This window comes from Streptomyces sp. NPDC111656, assembly GCF_055656965.1.
The window spans coordinates 182,332-198,777 of sequence record NZ_JBVKCA010000002.1; the positions used below are offsets into that span (position 1 = coordinate 182,332).

Sequence of the window (16,446 nt, forward strand, 5' to 3'; positions counted from 1 at the left end):
AGATCAACCAGTCACGTTGCATCACACCGCCGTCAGCTGCCTCCGGGCCGTCCGTCGCTGCGCCGCGACCTCCGGATCCAACGCCGGTACGGCGGCCAACAGTTGCTCGGTGTACGGGTCGCGCGGCGACTCGTACACCTCGTCGGCGGGCCCGTACTCGACGATCCGGCCGCGTCGCATCACCGCGACCCGGTCGCTGACCTGGCGGACGACCGCGAGGTCGTGCGCCACGAACACGAGCGCGAGCCCGAGTTCCCGTTGCAGTTCGGCGAGCAGGGCGATCACCTGGGCCTGGGTGGTGACGTCGAGCGCGGAGACCGGTTCGTCGCAGACGATGACGCGTGGGTCGGCGGCGAGCGCCCGGGCGATGCCGACGCGCTGGCGCTGTCCACCGCTGAACTCGTGCGGGTAGCGGTCGTAGTGCGCCGCTTCGAGCCCCACGCGCTCCAACAGTTCCCGTACCCGCCCTCGAATGCGCCCCTCGTCCCGTTCCCCCTGCGCGCGCAGCGGATCGGCGATCGACTCGCCCACGCTGCGGCGCGGGTTGAGGGAGGAGACGGGGTCCTGGAAGACCATCTGGACGTCCGGGCGCACGCCTCCGCCGGGCTTGATCTCCCCCGCCGTGGGCTCCAGCAGCCCCACGAGCATCCGTCCCAGGGTGGTCTTGCCGCTGCCGCTCTCCCCCACGATCCCGAGGGTCTCGCCCCGGTGGATCGTCAGCGACACGTCGTCGACGGCCGCGAACGCCTTCTTCCCGCGTCCGAATTCGCGCCGCAGGCCGCTCGCCTCGAGAACCACCTCCTCCGTCACCGAGGAGGCGGTGCGCGGCGCGTCCACACGGGGCACCGCGCCGAGGAGTTCCTGGGTGTACGCCTGCGCGGGCGCCCCCAGGACGGCACCGACGAGGCCGTGCTCGACGGCCCGCCCGTGCCGCATGACCAGGATCTCGTCGACGCTCTCGGCGGCGACACCCACGTCGTGCGTGACGAGGAGCAGGCCCATTCCGGTCTCCTCGCGCAGCGTGTGCAGCAGGTCGAGGATCTGGGCCTGGACGGTCACGTCGAGGGCCGTGGTCGGCTCGTCGGCGATCAGCAGGTCGGGTTCGCAGGCCAGCGCCATCGCGATCAGCGCGCGCTGGCGCATACCGCCGCTGAACTCGTGCGGGCGGGAGCGCGCCCGGCGCGCGGCGTCCGGGATGCCGACGCGGTCGAGCACCTCGACGGCACGCGCGCGTGCGGCACGCCGGGAGACCTTCACGTGCACCCGATACACCTCGGCGATCTGGTCGCCGACCGCGTAGTACGGGTCGAGGGACGACAGGGGGTCCTGGAAGACCATGGCGGCCTTCCCACCGCGCAGCCGCCGCAGTTCGGCGTCGGACGCCTCCTGTACGTCGATGCCGGCCACGCGCACCGAGCCGCCGACGTCGGCTCCCGTGCCGCGGTGCAGCCCCAGGAGGGCCGAGGCGACCGTGGACTTGCCCGAGCCGGACTCGCCGACCAGGCCCAGCGCGGCGCCCTTCTCCAGCCGGAAGGACAGGCCGTCGACGGCGCGCAGCGATCCGAACCCGACCGTCAGGTCGGTGACTTCCAGCAAGCTCATACGAGCACCACCCGTCGGTCGGCCACCGCGTACAGCACGTCCGCGACGGCGTTGGCGATGACCACGAAGAAGCCGATGACCAGGACCATGCCGACGACCACCGGCAGGTCGACCACGTTCACCGCGTGCACCAGCTCCTGTCCGATGCCGGGCAGTCCGAAGAGCGTCTCGGTGAGCACCGCGCCGCCGACCGCCGAGCCGACGTTGTTGGCGTTCAGCGCGATGATCGGCGCGAACGCCCCGCGCAGCGCGTGCCGCCCGATGATCGACCGCTCGCCGACGCCGTACGCCCGGAAGGTCCGGATGTGGTCCTCGGCGAGGGTCTCCAGCATCGCGGCCCTGGTCAGCCGGGCGAACGCGGCGGCCTCGATGAGGGCGAGGGAGAGCCAGGGCAGCAGCAGGTTCCAGGCCCACTGTTCGGGGTCGACGGTGAGGCCGACGTACTGCGGGAAGGGCAGCAGTTGCAGCTGGCCGCAGACGACGATCATGAGCACCAGGCCGATCACGAAGACCGGCGTGGCGACGCCCGCGAGGGTGATGCCGGTCAGCACGCGCTCGGTGAGCCGGCCGCGCCGCCACGCGGAGAGGATGCCGGTGCCGACGCCGAGGATCAGCCACAGCACCATCGCGCCGAACACCAGGGACAGGCTGACCGGCAGCTTCGCCAGGATCAGCTGGGTGACCTGGGTGTCGCCCTGGTACGACAGGCCGAGGCAGGGCGCCGAGCAGTGCTCCACCGAGGTGCCGGTGGAGAAGTCCTGGCCGACGAGGATGCCCTGCAGGAAGTGCCAGTAGCGCACGTACAGCGGGTCGTCGAGCCTCAACTGCTGGGCGACCTGGTGCACTTGTTCCGGAGAGCAGCGCGGGCCGCAGGTGATCTGGGCGACGTTGCCGGGGGTGGCGTAGAAGACGACGTAGACGATCACCGAGATGGCGAGCAGGGTGATCACGGTGCCGACGGCGCGGCGCAGGACGAAACCTCCGAAGCCGCTCATGCCTTGGCCTCCTTCTCGACGCTCGCGTCCGTCGCGGCCTTCTTGGAGTCCGCTTCCGTCGCGGCCTTCGTGGCGCTCGCGTCGGCCGTGGCCTTCTTGGAGTCCGCATCCGTCGCGGCCTTCTTGGAGTCCGCGTCCGCCTTGGCCTCCCGCTTGCGGCCCGTGCCGACGCGCAGGCGCGAGGCCGCGCGCGGGTCCAGGGCCGTGCGGACGCCGTCGCCGAGGACGGTCAGGGCCAGCACGGTCACCAAGAGCGCCCCGGCGGGCAGCAGCAGGTACTGCGGGGCCGCCTGGTACCAGACGTTGGCGGCCGTGAGCATCTGCCCCCAGGACGGCGTCGGGGGCTTCACTCCGACGCCGAGGAAGGACAGCGCGGCCTCGGCCGAGATGTTCATCGGCACGAGGAGCGCGGCATAGGTGATGACGGGGGCGGCCAGTCCGGGCAGGAGTTCGCGGCGCGCGATGCGCCAGGTGTTCCAGCCGCTGAGCCGCGCGGCGGAGACGTAGTCCAGTCCCTTGAGGGTGAGGGTCTGGGCGCGCACGATCTTCGCGGTGTTGCCCCAGGCGATCAGGCCGATGACGAACGCGACCAGCAAGGGCCGCGGGAAGCTGCTGGGCACGATCGCCAGCAGGGCCAGCGACATGATCATCAACGGCATCGCGACGAAGATGTCGGTGATCCGGCTCAACAGTTGATCGATCCATCGGTTGCCGAGTGCGGCCGCGACGCCCACCACGACACCGACGAGAACCTGGACGACGGTCGCCCCCAGCGCGACTCCCAGCGAGACCCGGGCGCCGTACACGAGCCGGGCGAAGAGGTCGCGGCCGGTCTGCGGTTCGACGCCGAGCCAGTGGTCGCCGCTGACGCCGCCGAACGAGCCCACGGGCACACCGCCGCGCGCCGAGTCGATGAGGGACGGGTGGTAGGTGGTCGGGTCCTGGCCCTCGATCGCCGTGAGCAGCGGGGCGGCGAGCGCGAGCAGGACGAGCAGCGCGACGACGCCCGCCGCGACGAGGGCGGCGCGCTGCGCGCGCAGCCGCCGCCAGAACTGACGGGCCCCCGAGGCCCCCGGGACGGACGCGAGGTCCGTCCCGGGGGCCTGAGAGGCGACGATTGCCTCGCTCACGGCGCTACTTCACCGCGACCTGGGAGATGTCCAGCACGCCGGTCCAGTCGCTGATCACGATGTTCTTGACCGCGCTGCCGTACAGGCGCTTGTAGACGGGGTGGAACAGCGGCACGGTCAGGGCCTGCTCGCCGATCTTCTTGTCCAGTGCGCCCCAGCGCTTGGCGGCCTCGTCAAGATTCGTCAACTTGTTGATCGCGTCGATCTCGCCATTGACGGACTTGTCATCGAGGAAGCCGGTGTTGAAGTTCGCGCCGTCCTTGACGATCTGGCGGCCGTCGAAGATCGGGGCCAGGAAGGGGCCGCCGGAGGGCCAGTCGGCACCCCAGTGGGCGAGGAAGAAGCCGGGCTCGGTCTTCACGCCGTGGATCTTGTCCCGGTAGTCGTTGTCCTCCAGGCCCTGGAGCTTGACCGTGATGCCGGCCTTCTTCAGGGCGTCCTGGAGGGCGGTCGCGATCTCCGGGCTGGTCTCGAAGTTCTTGTCGTTGGAGTGCGTGAGGGTGACGGTGATCCCGTTCGGGTGACCGGCCTCCTTCAGCAGTTCCTTGGCCTTGGCCGGGTTGCCGGACGCGCCCGCCGGGAAGTGGTCGTAGGGCGTGTAGCCGAAGGACTTCTGGTTCGGCAGGTACGTGGTCGCGGCCTCGGCCAGCGACGAACCACCGGCCGCGTTGATCACCGACGAACGGTCGACGGCGTACGCGATCGCCTGCCGCACCTTCGGGTCGTCGAACGGCTTCACCTTCGGGTTGAAGGCGATGTAGTTGGTGTAGCCGAAGTGCCCGGTGCCGACGCGCGCCGCCAGCGCCTTGTCACCCGTCACCTTGGCCAGCTCGGCCGGGCCGAGGTTGGTGTCCGTGGTGACGGCGGCGGCATCCGCGCCCTGGGACGCGGACAGCCGCTGGTTGATCACGGAGGAGTCCAGGCCCGACCGTACGTCGATCTTGTCCGGGTAGGCCTTGCGCTCGGCGTCGGTGGCCGCGGACCAGTAGGTGTTGCGCTCCAGGGTGAGCCGCTCGCCGTCGTTCTCGTTCTTGACGACCTTGTACGGGCCGGAGGAGATCGGGTGCTCCTCGTACTTCGTGCCGTTGTCCTTGGCCTTCGGGACGGGCGTGAACTGGGTCTGCGTGGCGAGGTAGGGGAACTCGCCCTCGGGCTTGTTCAGGTGGAAGACGATGGTCAGGTCGTCCGGGGTCTCGATCGAGGCGAGGCCCTTCTTGTCCTTGTACGGCCCCTGGTAGTCGGCTCCGCCGATGAGCCAGTCCCGCAGGTAGGGCGCGCCGCCGGAGAGCTCGGCCGCGAAGGAACGCTCGATGCCGTACTTGATGTCGGCGGAGGTGATCGGCGTACCGTCCTCGTACTTGAGGCCCTTCTTCAGGGTGTACGTCCACACGGTCGCGTTCTCGCTCGGGCGGCCGGTGTCGGTGGCGAGGTCGGGGACGACCTCGGCGCCGGCGGCGCCGCTCTCGCGGTTGCGCGTGGTCAGCGTACGGAAGACGAGGGAGGGGACGTTGCCGCCGCCGGAGGTGTAGAGGCGCGCCGGGTCGAAGTCCTCCTGCGGGTTGGCGTTGAGGACGGTGAGCGTGCCCCCCTTCTGCGGCTTGGAGTCGCCACCGGCGCCCTTGGCATCGTTGTCCTTCGGCCCGCAGGCGGCCGCGCCCGCTGCCACGACCAGGGTGACGGATGCCGCGGCCACGCGGCGGGCTATGACGGACGGTTGACGCATCGGAAGACGACCTCTCGAATGATGAGACAGATTGACGAGGAGTGAGACGGAAGTGAACGGACGTCTGCCCCGGCGTCAGGTCGTCAAAAAAGGTCGCGAAGTCGGAAAACCAGGGACCAATACGGTCACCCAGGGTCACGACGGAAGCGGAAGCACGACGCACACGCCAAGGGCGGGCGTCAGCGACAGTGGATGTCTGCTACGCAGAGCGCGGTCACGCCAATCAGCGCCAGCTCGATGGCGGCGCGACGGACGGCATGACTAGACCACATGCGCAGAAATATGAACGAACTTTCGGAGCATGTCAACGTGGCCCCAGCGGTCCCCCGCGACCCCTCCGTCAACTCCCAGGATAGGGCCAGGGGTTGGCCCGACAGTGGATTCCGTCATGGTCGAGGAACTTGGTCTGCTGCTGCATGACGGGCGCGAGCTCGCCGTCCTTGTCGCAGGTGACATGGCCGTATCCGAGGCGGTGGCCGACCTCGTGGTTGATGAGCATCTGTCGATACGGGTGAATCGCGTCACCGTAGGTCTTGGAGCCCTGCGCCCAGCGGTACGCGTTGATCATCACGCGCTCGGTGGAGGCCGAGTCGCACGACACGTTGTCCTCGGTCGTGTCCAGTCCGGACTTGGCGCACCACTCGGCGGTGGTGCCGGGGCTGGCCAGCGTGATCACGAAGTCGGGCTTGCCGGAGGAGATCCGCTCGAAGGTACGGGCGCCGTTGTGGGCCCAACTCCGTTTGTCGTTCAGCGTCTTCTGGACGGCCTGCGCGAAGAGGGCGGCGTCGAGGCCGAGGCCCTTCTCCACATCCACCCGGTACGTATACTTCTGTCCTTTTCCGGGTGCCTTGTCGAACCCGCGGACGGCGTCGAACTTCCCCGAGGCCTTGAGGGTGGCGCCGAGCGGGTACCTCACGCCCATCTTCTGGTCGTACGTGAGCGGTGTCGCGCTCGGCGTCGCGGACGGGGTCGAATCGCTGTCACCGGGCGAGGCGGACGCGCGGGCGTCCAGACCGCCACCGCCGGCGGACTGCGTCTGCGCGTTGGCGTCGTGCCGCCCGGCGGCGACCTGTCCGGCCACCACCACGGCGAGCACGGTGATGACGGCGGCCGCGGCGATTCCGGTGAACGCCCGCCCCTTGACGCCCTTGCCCTTCTCCGCCTCCTCGGTCCCCGGCTCGTCGGCCCCGGTCCTGCCCTCCTTGTCGCTCTCACTCTCGTCGAAGGCATCGACGTAGGCCTGCCGGAGCCCCGGGCCGGGTCCGAGCCCGGCGTCGGCCTCCTGCCGCTGCCGGGGGATGCGTGGTCCGGGTGCTCCCTGGGGCATGCCGTGCGGCGCCCCCTGCGGCATGGCCTGCGGCCCGCCGTCCGTGGCCCCCGCCGTCCGCGGGCCACCCCTGAACGCGCCCCAGCCACCGCCGGGTTCACGCTGCTCGGGGTGTCCCGCACGCGCGGGGGTGCCGTCCGGCGACCGGGGCACCTCACGAGCGGGCGCACCGCCGGTCGTACGGGGGATGCCGTGCGCGGGCGTCCCGTCGGCGAACCGCGGAACACCGTGGACCGGCGTGCCGTCGGGAAGACGCGGGAAGCCGTGCGCGGGGGTCCCGTCCGGATAACGCGGCACACCATGCACCGGAGTCCCGTCCGGATAACGCGGCACACCATGCACCGGAGTCCCGTCCTGGGGGCGGGGAGTTCCGGGCGGCGGAGGGCCGGTCGGCGCGGGGCGTCGAGGTCCCGGCGGTTGTGGGCCCAGGGGGCCGCGCGTGGCCCCCTGCGGCGAGGTCGCCGCCGGGCCCGTACCCGGCGCCACCCCTTGAGCCGTGCCCGGTGCGGCACCGGGTGCCGGAACCCTCGGCAGCTCCCCCGTGTCGCTCTTACCGGCCCGCCCCCGGCGACTGTGACGTCCCACGCCCCGCCTCAGCTCCCCGCGTCCGCGCCGGCCGGGGCGGTCAACTCGCCCGTTTCCGCGAGGAGTTCGCGGAACGCCGAGGCCACCGTCTCCGGGTACTCCATCATCGCGACATGCCCCGCGTCCGGCAGCGACAGCAGCCGGGAGTCGCGGAAGGCGCGCGCCGCGCGCCGGGCCATGCGGTAGGCGACGAGCTGGTCACGACCGCCGTAGACGAGCAGCGTCGGCGCGAGCACCCGCTCGGCCTGGCGCCACAGCCCGTGCTGGCCGCCCAGCGTGTACGCGTTCACCAGACCGCGCGACGAACGCGCCATGGCGTCCCAGAAGTAGGGCAACGCGAGCCGCCGCTCCATCTCCTCGACCGCGTCGCGGAACCCCTCGGGCGTCACCATGCCGGGATCGCCGTAACAGAGCGCCATGACCCCGCGGACGCGCTGCTCGGCACTCCAGTCCTTGGTGAGCCGGGTGAACAGCCGCGCCACACCCGGCACCGAGAGCAGCGCCGTCGGCCACGCGGTGCGCTGCGCGCGGATCTCCGGGAGCGCGGGCGAGATCAGGGTGAGCGTCTCGACCAGGTCGGGCCGTACGGCGGCGACGCGCGTCGACACCGCTCCGCCGAGCGAGTTCCCGAAGAGGTGCACGGGGCCGCGCTCGGCCGCGTCGAGATAGCGGATGACCGCGCGCGCGTGCCCGGTCACCGAGTAGTTGCCGTCGTCGGGCGGCGGCGAGTCCCCGAAGCCGGGCAGATCGAGCGCCTCGCTGTCCACGAGCCCGTCGAGCAGCGGCATCAGCGCCGACCAGTTCTGCGAGGAACCGCCCAGCCCATGGACGTACAGGGCGGGCGGCAGTCCCTCGCGCGCGGGCGGTCTCGCACGCACGGTCAGGGTGATCCCGGGCAGACCGACCGATCTGAGGCGCTCCCCCTCCGCGACCCGGACGGTCCCGACCCTCGGCGTGACGGTGGTGGCCAGCGCGGCGGGCAGCTCGGTCGAAGACATGCGGCAATGTTACGAGACGATCACGCAGTGGTTCATGTGTTCGCTGTCACAGATCGTGCGCGGATCGTCTAGCGCCTCGATCGGGTGTCTCCTAGGCTTCGATCGAGGGCACTCGTACGTACACCAGGATCCGTACCCAGGGATCCGCACTCAGGGATCCGTACATCAGGAGCGCACTCGCACCGCTCGGGAAGAGGAATCATGACAGTCGACCCGACAGACCCCGAGACCTTCAACGACCGGTTCCGGGAGATCCTTGACCCGGAAGCCCCGGAGGCGGACCTCGCCGAGCAGCTCAGCGAACTGGATCCGTTGGACGACATCGACCCGGAACCCCCTGGTGACCCCCTCAACGCCAACGAGGCCGACCTCGCCGAGCAGGCCAGGGTCGTCCGGCTCAACGAGGACGACTACAGGGGATGACCCCGTGTGACCGGACCCCGCCGACCAGCGGTATCCGGTGCGGCGTCCTGCCCTTCTCACCCCGTTCGTCACCCTCTGTGTCGTTATCGCACGCGTCCGGTCCGTGAAATTCTGCGCTCGCACCGCGCACAGTGGGGTTACCGAAAAGTACGATGGCGGCGCGGCGCACACCGCATGTGGACAATTTTGGGAGGCGGCGTGACAGCCATCGAGCAGACAGAGGCAGCACGCCCGCGGGGCACTCGCCTGCCGCGCCGTGCCCGACGCAACCAGCTCCTCGGCGCCGCCCAGGAAGTATTCGTTGCGCAGGGGTATCACTCGGCCGCCATGGACGACATCGCCGAGCGCGCGGGCGTCAGCAAGCCGGTTCTCTACCAGCACTTCCCGGGCAAGCTCGACCTGTACCTCGCGCTGCTGGACCAGCACTGCGAGTCCCTGCTGCATGCGGTACGGACGGCGCTCGCGTCCACCACGGACAACTCGCTGCGCGTCCGCGCCACGATGGACGCCTACTTCGCGTACGTCGAGGACGACGGCGGCGCCTTCCGGCTCGTCTTCGAGTCCGACCTGACGAACGAGCCCGCGGTCCGCGAGCGCGTAGACAAGGTCACGCACGAGTGCGCGGAGGCGATCTGCGAGGTCATCGCGGAGGACACCGGTCTCTCGCGCGCCGAGTCGATGCTCCTCGCCTCGGGCCTGGGCGGCCTCGCACAGGTGGTGGCCCGCTCCTGGCTGCACAGCGACCGCAGTGTCCCGCGCGACCAGGCGGTGCAGCTGCTGACGTCACTGGCCTGGCGGGGGATCGCGGGTTTCCCGCTGCACGGCACCGATCACCACTGACTCACGCCCGACGACTCAGGCCCGACCGCCCTGACCGTCTCTTTGTTCCCGTCCACTGTTCGCTCTTGGCGTTCTCGGCCGGAACGTGCACGTCCCCTCACCGGGCTAATGTGTGCAGCGTACGGCGCGGAGAGACGCGCACATGACTGACCGTCGGAGGGACAAAGCCGTGGAGGTCAAGATCGGCGTGCAGCACGCGCCCCGCGAGATCGTTCTGGAGAGCGGTCAGACCCCGGAAGAGGTCGAGCGCGCGGTGTCCGAGGCGCTGGCCGGCAAGTCGCAGCTGCTGAGCCTCGTGGACGACCACGGCCGCAAGGTCCTGGTTCCGGCCGACCGCCTCGCGTACGTGGAGCTCGGCGAGCCCACGCAGCGCAAGGTGGGATTCAGCGCGCTGTAGTTCAGGCGAGCGGAAGGGGCCCGGTGACGCTGTCGCCGGGCCCCTTCGCATGCACGGAACCGGGTCCTCTCGCATGCACGGAACCGGATCCTCCGCGCGCGTCGCGCCGGGCCCGTACCCGTGGTCTCACCACCACGGATGGAGCACAGAACATCCACAGGGGAGGATTGCGTTCCGCACCTCGGGGGTAAACCCGCTACGACCGATTTGCACGGGCCGTGCGGGAGGGACCCCCACCATGTTCTTGGAAGCGCTCGGCGCCGCGATGCTCGGTCTCGCGCTGGCATGGGGGGCGGCGTACCGCCTGCCGCACCGCCTGCCGAACCGCGGTCTGGTCCTGTCGACCGGTGTCGCCGGAGCCCTCTTCGGGGCCTTCCTGACGCACACGGCGCTGGGCTCCGGCCACTTCCTGGTCATCCTCGCCGGTGCCGTGATCGTCTCCGCCGCGCTGCTGTCGCTTCTGCTGCGCCCCGCGGAAAGATTTCGCCGCCGCTCGGCGACGGCGTGACCGAAGCGGGCGACGGCGAAACTCCTGAGGCCGACAAGCCCCAAGGAAACCGAGGGAACCAAGGGCCCCGAGGAAGCCAGGTCTAGGCCGCCAGGCCCAGCGCCGCCATCCGCTTGGTGTGGGCCTCGGTGATCCGCGAGAACATCCGGCCGACCTCCGCGAGGTCGAACCCGTCCGCCACACCGCCCACGAGCATCGTCGACAGCGCGTCACGGTCCGCGACGACCCGCTGCGACTGCGACAGCGCCTCGCCCATCAGCCGCCGCGCCCACAGCGCGAGCCGGCCGCCCACGCGCGGGTCCGCGTCGATGGCGGCGCGCACCTTCTCGACGGCGAAGCTCGCGTGCCCGGTGTCGTCGAGGACACTGAGCACGAGCCCGCGCGTGTCGGCGTCGAGGCGCGCGGCGACCTCACGGTAGAAGTCGCTGGCGATCGAGTCGCCGACGAACGCCTTGACGAGGCCCTCCAGCCAGTCCGAGGGAGCCGTCTGCCGGTGGAAGCCGTCGAGCGCGGCGACGAACGGTTCCATCGCCTCGGTCGGCTCCGCGCCGACCGCGGCGAGCCGGTCCCGCAGCCGCTCGAAGTGGTGGAACTCGGCCGACGCCATCTTCGCCAGCTCGGCCTTGTCACTGAGCGTCGGGGCCAGCTTGGCGTCCTCCGCGAGCCGCTCGAACGCCGCCAACTCGCCGTACGCGAGCGCTCCGAGCAGGTCCACGACCGCGGCGCGGTACTGGGGGTCGGCGGCGGCCGTGTCCCAGTTCTGCGCGGCGACTCCGGTGGCCGCGGGGGTGCTCTTGTCGGTGGCCTCGGCGGACGGGTCAGCGGCGTTGTCAGGCGTCGTCATGAAGCGCACAATAGCCCGCTCAACGCAACAGGGAAGTCCCTGGTCAATCAGTGTGACGACGACTACGTGACCAAATCGGCCATCGCATATGCGCGATTCCGGGGTATGGTGGTAATGCGCCCGGCGAGTATTCGACGGGCCGCACGAATGAGGATGCCCGGTCGGTGGCCCGATCGGCTCCGACCCGACAGCCCTCCTCGTCCGTACGGCACATTGCGTACGACATCCGGAGGGAACCCTCAGCGGTACGAGAGCTCGAGCGTCGGCAGTGGTCCCATGCCACTCGGCCAGCCCGTCAAGAGCGGCCGACGTCCCCGGCACGGTCCCCGATACGACCCCCGCGCTCGCCTCGCACCGCGTACACAGAAGAGGCAGCACCCTGACTACGACTTTCCGAGAGCTCGGAATCCTTCCCGAGACGGCCGAAGCCCTTGAAGCCGTCGGCATCATCACCCCCTTCCCCATCCAGGAGATGACGCTCCCCGTAGCCCTTTCGGGCTCCGACGTCATCGGCCAGGCCAAGACCGGCACCGGCAAGACGCTGGGCTTCGGCCTCCCGCTCCTCGAGCGTGTCACCGTCCCCGCGGACGTCGAGGCGGGCCGGGCCCAGCCCGAGCAGCTCACCGACGCCCCGCAGGCCCTCGTCGTCGTCCCGACGCGCGAGCTGTGCACCCAGGTGACCAACGACCTGCTGACCGCCGGCAAGGTCCGCAACGTACGCGTTCTCGCCATTTACGGCGGCCGGGCGTACGAGCCGCAGGTCGAGGCCCTCAAGAAGGGCGTCGACGTCATCGTCGGCACCCCGGGCCGACTGCTGGACCTCGCGGGCCAGAAGAAGCTCAACCTCAAGCACATCAAGGCGCTCGTCCTCGACGAGGCCGACGAGATGCTCGACCTGGGCTTCCTGCCCGACGTCGAGAAGATCATGAACATGCTGCCGGCCCGCCGTCAGACCATGCTGTTCTCGGCGACCATGCCGGGTGCGGTCATCGGTCTCGCGCGCCGCTACATGTCGCAGCCCACGCACATCCGCGCCACGGCGCCGGACGACGAGGGCGCGACGGTCCGCAACACCGCGCAGTTCATCTACCGCGCGCACAACATGGACAAGCCCGAGCTGGTCGCACGCATACTGCAGGCCGACGGCCGCGGGCTCGCGATGGTGTTCTGCCGTACCAAGCGGACGGCGGCGGACCTCGCCGACCAGCTCCAGCAGCGCGGCTTCGCCTCCGGCGCGGTCCACGGCGACCTCGGCCAGGGCGCCCGCGAGCAGGCACTGCGCGCGTTCCGCAACGGCAAGGTCGACGTCCTCGTCTGCACCGACGTCGCCGCCCGCGGCATCGACGTCGAGGGTGTCACCCACGTCATCAACTACCAGTCCCCCGAGGACGAGAAGACGTACCTGCACCGCATCGGCCGTACGGGCCGCGCGGGCGCCAAGGGCATCGCGATCACCCTCGTCGACTGGGACGACATCCCGCGCTGGCAGCTCATCAACAAGGCGCTGGACCTCGGCTTCAGCAACCCGCCGGAGACGTACTCCACGTCCCCGCACCTCTTCGAGGAACTGAACATCCCGGCCGGCACCAAGGGTGTCCTGCCGCGTTCCGAGCGCACCCGCGCCGGCCTCGCGGCCGAAGAGGTCGAGGACCTCGGCGAGACCGGCGGGCGTGGCGGTCCGCGCGGCCGCGGTGGCCGTTCGTCGGCGCCGGCGCCCGTGGAGCGCGAGCGTGAGCGCCCGGCGCGCACGCCCCGCCGCCGTCGCCGTACGCGCAACGGTGCCGCGCTGGAGGAGACGGCCACGACGCCGAGTCCGGAGGCGACCACCGAGCCCGCCGCCGCGGAGGCCACCGAGCCCCGCACCCCGCGCCGCCGTCGCCGTACGCGCGTCGGGGGTACGGCGGAGACGGTGGCGGCTGCCGCCACCATCGCCGAGCCCTCGGTGAGCGAGGCCCCGCAGGCCGCGGAGACCGCGGTCGCCACGGCCGAGGGCGTGGTCGAGGCCACGCCGGAGGACGCGGCCGCGAAGCCGCGTCGCCGTCGGACCCGTAAGACGGCGGAGGCCGCTCCCGCCCCGGTCGAGACCGTGGCCCTCGTCGCGGAATCCGCGCCCGTCGTGGAAGCCGTCGCCGAGGCCGTCGCGGAGGCTCCGGCCAAGCCGGTTCGTCGCCGTACCCGCAAGGCCGCCGAGGCCGTCGTCGCCACGGCCGAGGGCGTGGTCGAGGCCGCGCTGGAGGCCCCCGCCACCAAGCCGCGGCGTACGCGGGCCAAGGCCACGGCCGAGGCGCCCGCCGAAGCGGCCGTGGACACTGCCGAAGCCACGGCCAAGCCCGTCCGTCGCCGGACCCGCAAGGCCGTCGCGGAGACCGTCACGACCGTCGAGGCCGTCGCGCCCGGCGAGGCCGAGATTCCGGCGCAGACCGCCGCCGTCGCCGAGGCCGTCGCGGAGGCTCCGGCCAAGCCGGTTCGTCGCCGTACACGCAAGGCCGCGGAGGCCGCGGTCGACACGGCGGAGGGTGTCGCCGAGACGCCGGTCACCAAGCCGCGGCGTACGCGCAAGGCGGCGGTGGCCGTCGTCGACACGGCCGAGGCCGCGCCGGAGGCCCCCGCCACCAAGCCGCGGCGTACGCGGGCCAAGGCCACGGCCGAGGCGCCCGCCGAAGCGGCCGTGGACACTGCCGAAGCCACGGCCAAGCCCGTCCGTCGCCGGACCCGCAAGGCCGTCGCGGAGACCGTCGAGGCGGCGATTCCCGCCCAGTCGGCCGCCGTTGACGAGCCGGAGGCCAAGCCGCGTCGGCGTACGCGCAAGGCGGCGGCTGCCGCGGAGCCCGCGGAGAGCTGATCCTCAGCCCGATGGCCCGGTCCCACGTGCAGTGGGGCCGGGCCATCGGCGTTCTCGCCCCCGCCGCCCCTACCCGTCCCATCCCTACCTGGGGGCTCCGCCCCCAGACCCCCCGGTGGGTTCTTCGGGTGCGGGTGGGGGGGCTGGGCGCGCAGTTCCCCGCGCCCCTGAGGCACGAGGCTGCGCCCCGGTGCCCCACCGGCCGTCAGCCGGACAACTACGGGCGGGCGGGGATCCGGGGCGCGGCCCCGCCCGATAGCCTCGGGGCATGAGCAGGCCCCCCTCCTTCGCGCCGCCAGCCGGTGTCCGTGCCTACCGTCTCCGCACCGCCCGCGGCGAGTTCGCCGCGCTCGACGCCGCGCCGCAGGCGCAGCTGAAGGGAACCGCGCTGCTGCTGCCGGGTTTCACCGGCAGCAAGGAAGACTTCATCGCGCTGCACGAGCCGCTCGCGGCGCGCGGGTACCGCACCGTCGCCGTGGACGGCCGCGGGCAGTACGAGAGCGACGGTCCCGAGCACGACGAATCGGCGTACGCGCAGGCCGAGTTGGCGCAGGACGTGCTCGCCCAGGCGGCAGCCGTCGGCACTCCCGTGCACCTCGTCGGTCACTCCCTCGGCGGACTGGTCGCCCGCGCCGCCGTCCTCCTCGACCCGGCCCCCTTCGCCTCACTCACCCTCATGGCCTCGGGCCCCGCCCAGATCTCCACCTCCCAGCAACAGCGCGTCAAACTGCTCCGGGACGCCCTCGCCGTGATGGACATGGCCCAGGTGTGGGACGCCATCCAGGCGATGGAGCCGCCGGAGGAGATCGACACCGCCGATCTCGACGGCGGGCTGGACGACCGCGAGGACCTGCGGCGCCGCTGGCTGCTCACCCGGCCGGCCCAGCTGATCGCGACCGGCCGTCAGCTGTGCACGGAGCCCGACCGCGTCGCCGAGCTCGCCGCCGTACGCCTGCCCAAGCATGTGCTGTCCGGTGCGTTCGACGACACCTGGCCGGTGCCGCTCCTGGACGACATGGCCGTACGTCTCAAGGCCCGGCGCACGGTCGTACCGGGAGCCGAGCACTCCCCGAACACGGACCAGCCGGAGCAGACGGCCCTCGCCCTCGCCAAGTTCTGGGATCAGACGCACGAGTGATCCGGAGGCGGACCGGTAGAAGCTAGTACTGCGCCTGCAAGTGCTCCCAGAAGCCGTCCCGGAGCGCGCGGCGCAGGTCCGCCTGGCCCCGCAGGGAGTACTGCAGCAGCCCCTCCGCCTCGACCAGCAGATCCTGGTCGACCGAGCCGGGCAGGTAGGGGTGGCCGGGCAGCAGCTCCACCAGCGCCTCGCGCCCCCGCGCGGCCAGCCACTTCGCGGCGATCTGGGCGCCCACGAACCGCACGTCCTCGCGGGTGGGCCGGCTCGCCGCCGTCGGGTCGTAGGTCGCGGAGGTGCGCCGGGACACGTAGGGCTTGAAGAATTCGAGGTCGAAGGTGCGCTGGCTGTCGACCTCCCACAGCAGCGGCTCGGCCTGGTTGCGGCCCTCGGGCGCCTCGATGCCCCAGAGGTGGACCCGCGCCCCGTACCCCTGCGCCGCCTCGACCGCCGACACCAGGTCCTCGTCGCCGCCGAGCAGCGCGGCGTCGCTGATGGCGCGGTGCCGGGCGAGGGACTCCAGGTCGGAGCGGATGAGGGAATCGACGCCCTTTTGCTGGTTGTTGGCGTTGAGGTTGCCCAACCGGACCTTCACGTCCGGGAGTTCGGCGATCGACTGCTGCTCCGCGGTGTGGATGCGGCGGCGTGCGCCGTCGTACCAGTAGACGCGCAGCAGCCTGCTGTCGGCGAAGATGGTGCGGGCCCTGTCGATGAGCGCGTCGATGAGGCCTTCGGCGTCGAGGTCGAAGGCGCGGCGGTCCTCGGTCCCGGCGACGAGCCGGCCCGCGGCCGCGTACAGGTATCCGGCGTCGACGAAGATCGCATGGGTCGAGGGCGTCTTCGCCACCTCGGCGAGCATGCGCTGGAGCAGCTCGTTCGTGCGGTCGATGCGGGCGCCGAGCGCCGCGTGGTCGTCGTTCATCACCTCCATTGTCCCGGCGGTCACGCTGCGAACACAACCGGTCCCGTTCAGTCTCCTCCAGACTTCTTACCCGACGGTAATTAGGTTCTCGAAAAATTTCCTTAGCGTAGGGAATGTTTGTAACACGCACCCCGTTGAATACGAACGGAAGCGTGAGCACCGACGTCTCGCGCGC

15 protein-coding genes are annotated in these 16,446 nt (G+C 71.2%); 6 read left to right on the forward strand and 9 right to left on the reverse strand.

The features are described from left to right. Nucleotides 1-21 precede the first annotated feature (21 nt). The 7 genes from ACZ7M3_RS06335 to ACZ7M3_RS06365 all read right to left on the reverse strand — a co-directional run bounded on the left by ACZ7M3_RS06335 (nt 22) and on the right by ACZ7M3_RS06365 (nt 8,360). Nucleotides 22-1,602 carry a dipeptide ABC transporter ATP-binding protein gene (locus ACZ7M3_RS06335; RefSeq protein WP_472061240.1) on the reverse strand — a complete coding sequence of 527 codons (1,581 nt, stop codon included), beginning with the start codon at nt 1,600-1,602 and terminating at the stop codon, nt 22-24. After that, nucleotides 1,599-2,597: an ABC transporter permease gene (locus ACZ7M3_RS06340; protein WP_472061242.1), complete on the reverse strand. Its 999-nt coding sequence runs from the start codon at nt 2,595-2,597 to the stop codon at nt 1,599-1,601. The genes ACZ7M3_RS06335 and ACZ7M3_RS06340 overlap by 4 nt, the downstream gene beginning before the upstream one ends. Beyond that, a complete protein-coding gene (locus tag ACZ7M3_RS06345; protein WP_472061244.1) occupies nt 2,594-3,727 on the reverse strand; it encodes an ABC transporter permease in 1,134 nt (377 codons plus the stop codon). Before ACZ7M3_RS06345 ends, ACZ7M3_RS06340 begins: the two co-directional genes overlap by 4 nt. A gap of 4 nt (nt 3,728-3,731) precedes the next feature. Further along, entirely contained in the window at nt 3,732-5,450 is a 1,719-nt protein-coding gene (locus ACZ7M3_RS06350; protein WP_472061246.1) for an ABC transporter substrate-binding protein, read from the reverse strand. Nucleotides 5,451-5,629: 179 nt separating this feature from the next. After that, nucleotides 5,630-5,722, reverse strand: a complete 93-nt coding sequence (locus tag ACZ7M3_RS06355; RefSeq protein WP_312639156.1) for an Ms4533A family Cys-rich leader peptide — start codon at nt 5,720-5,722, stop codon at nt 5,630-5,632. A 68-nt stretch (nt 5,723-5,790) separates the two neighbouring features. Further along, on the reverse strand, nt 5,791-7,362 hold the full coding sequence (locus ACZ7M3_RS06360) for a DUF3152 domain-containing protein (RefSeq protein ID WP_472061248.1): 1,572 nt from the start codon (nt 7,360-7,362) through the stop codon (nt 5,791-5,793). 8 nt (nt 7,363-7,370) lie between these two features. Beyond that, a complete protein-coding gene (locus ACZ7M3_RS06365; RefSeq protein WP_472061250.1) occupies nt 7,371-8,360 on the reverse strand; it encodes an alpha/beta fold hydrolase in 990 nt (329 codons plus the stop codon). Nucleotides 8,361-8,561: 201 nt separating this feature from the next. Here ACZ7M3_RS06365 and ACZ7M3_RS06370 point away from each other — a divergent pair, with 201 nt between their 5' ends. From ACZ7M3_RS06370 to ACZ7M3_RS06385, 4 genes are all read left to right on the forward strand, one after another. Next, on the forward strand, nt 8,562-8,783 hold the full coding sequence (locus ACZ7M3_RS06370; RefSeq protein ID WP_095852721.1) for a hypothetical protein: 222 nt from the start codon (nt 8,562-8,564) through the stop codon (nt 8,781-8,783). Nucleotides 8,784-8,981: 198 nt separating this feature from the next. After that, nucleotides 8,982-9,623 (forward strand): TetR/AcrR family transcriptional regulator, encoded by a 642-nt coding sequence (locus tag ACZ7M3_RS06375; RefSeq protein WP_054228200.1) that lies wholly within the window; start codon nt 8,982-8,984, stop codon nt 9,621-9,623. Between the two features lie 169 nt (nt 9,624-9,792). After that, nucleotides 9,793-10,020 (forward strand): DUF3107 domain-containing protein, encoded by a 228-nt coding sequence (locus tag ACZ7M3_RS06380; protein WP_028801993.1) that lies wholly within the window; start codon nt 9,793-9,795, stop codon nt 10,018-10,020. 238 nt (nt 10,021-10,258) lie between these two features. Further along, nucleotides 10,259-10,528, forward strand: a complete 270-nt coding sequence (locus ACZ7M3_RS06385; RefSeq protein ID WP_382237489.1) for a hypothetical protein — start codon at nt 10,259-10,261, stop codon at nt 10,526-10,528. An 82-nt stretch (nt 10,529-10,610) separates the two neighbouring features. Here ACZ7M3_RS06385 and ACZ7M3_RS06390 read toward each other — a convergent pair whose 3' ends face one another. Beyond that, on the reverse strand, nt 10,611-11,372 hold the full coding sequence (locus ACZ7M3_RS06390; protein WP_097227462.1) for a ferritin-like fold-containing protein: 762 nt from the start codon (nt 11,370-11,372) through the stop codon (nt 10,611-10,613). A gap of 472 nt (nt 11,373-11,844) precedes the next feature. Between ACZ7M3_RS06390 and ACZ7M3_RS06395 the strand changes: the two genes are divergently transcribed. Together ACZ7M3_RS06395 and ACZ7M3_RS06400 are read left to right on the forward strand one after the other, a co-directional pair. Next, nucleotides 11,845-14,214 (forward strand): DEAD/DEAH box helicase, encoded by a 2,370-nt coding sequence (locus ACZ7M3_RS06395; protein WP_472061252.1) that lies wholly within the window; start codon nt 11,845-11,847, stop codon nt 14,212-14,214. A gap of 268 nt (nt 14,215-14,482) precedes the next feature. Further along, nucleotides 14,483-15,352: an alpha/beta fold hydrolase gene (locus ACZ7M3_RS06400; protein WP_472061254.1), complete on the forward strand. Its 870-nt coding sequence runs from the start codon at nt 14,483-14,485 to the stop codon at nt 15,350-15,352. Nucleotides 15,353-15,374: 22 nt separating this feature from the next. Here ACZ7M3_RS06400 and ACZ7M3_RS06405 read toward each other — a convergent pair whose 3' ends face one another. After that, the gene (locus ACZ7M3_RS06405) at nt 15,375-16,280 is read right to left on the reverse strand and encodes an NYN domain-containing protein (RefSeq protein WP_179436824.1); all 906 of its coding nucleotides are present in this window, start codon (nt 16,278-16,280) and stop codon (nt 15,375-15,377) included. Nucleotides 16,281-16,446 lie beyond the last annotated feature (166 nt).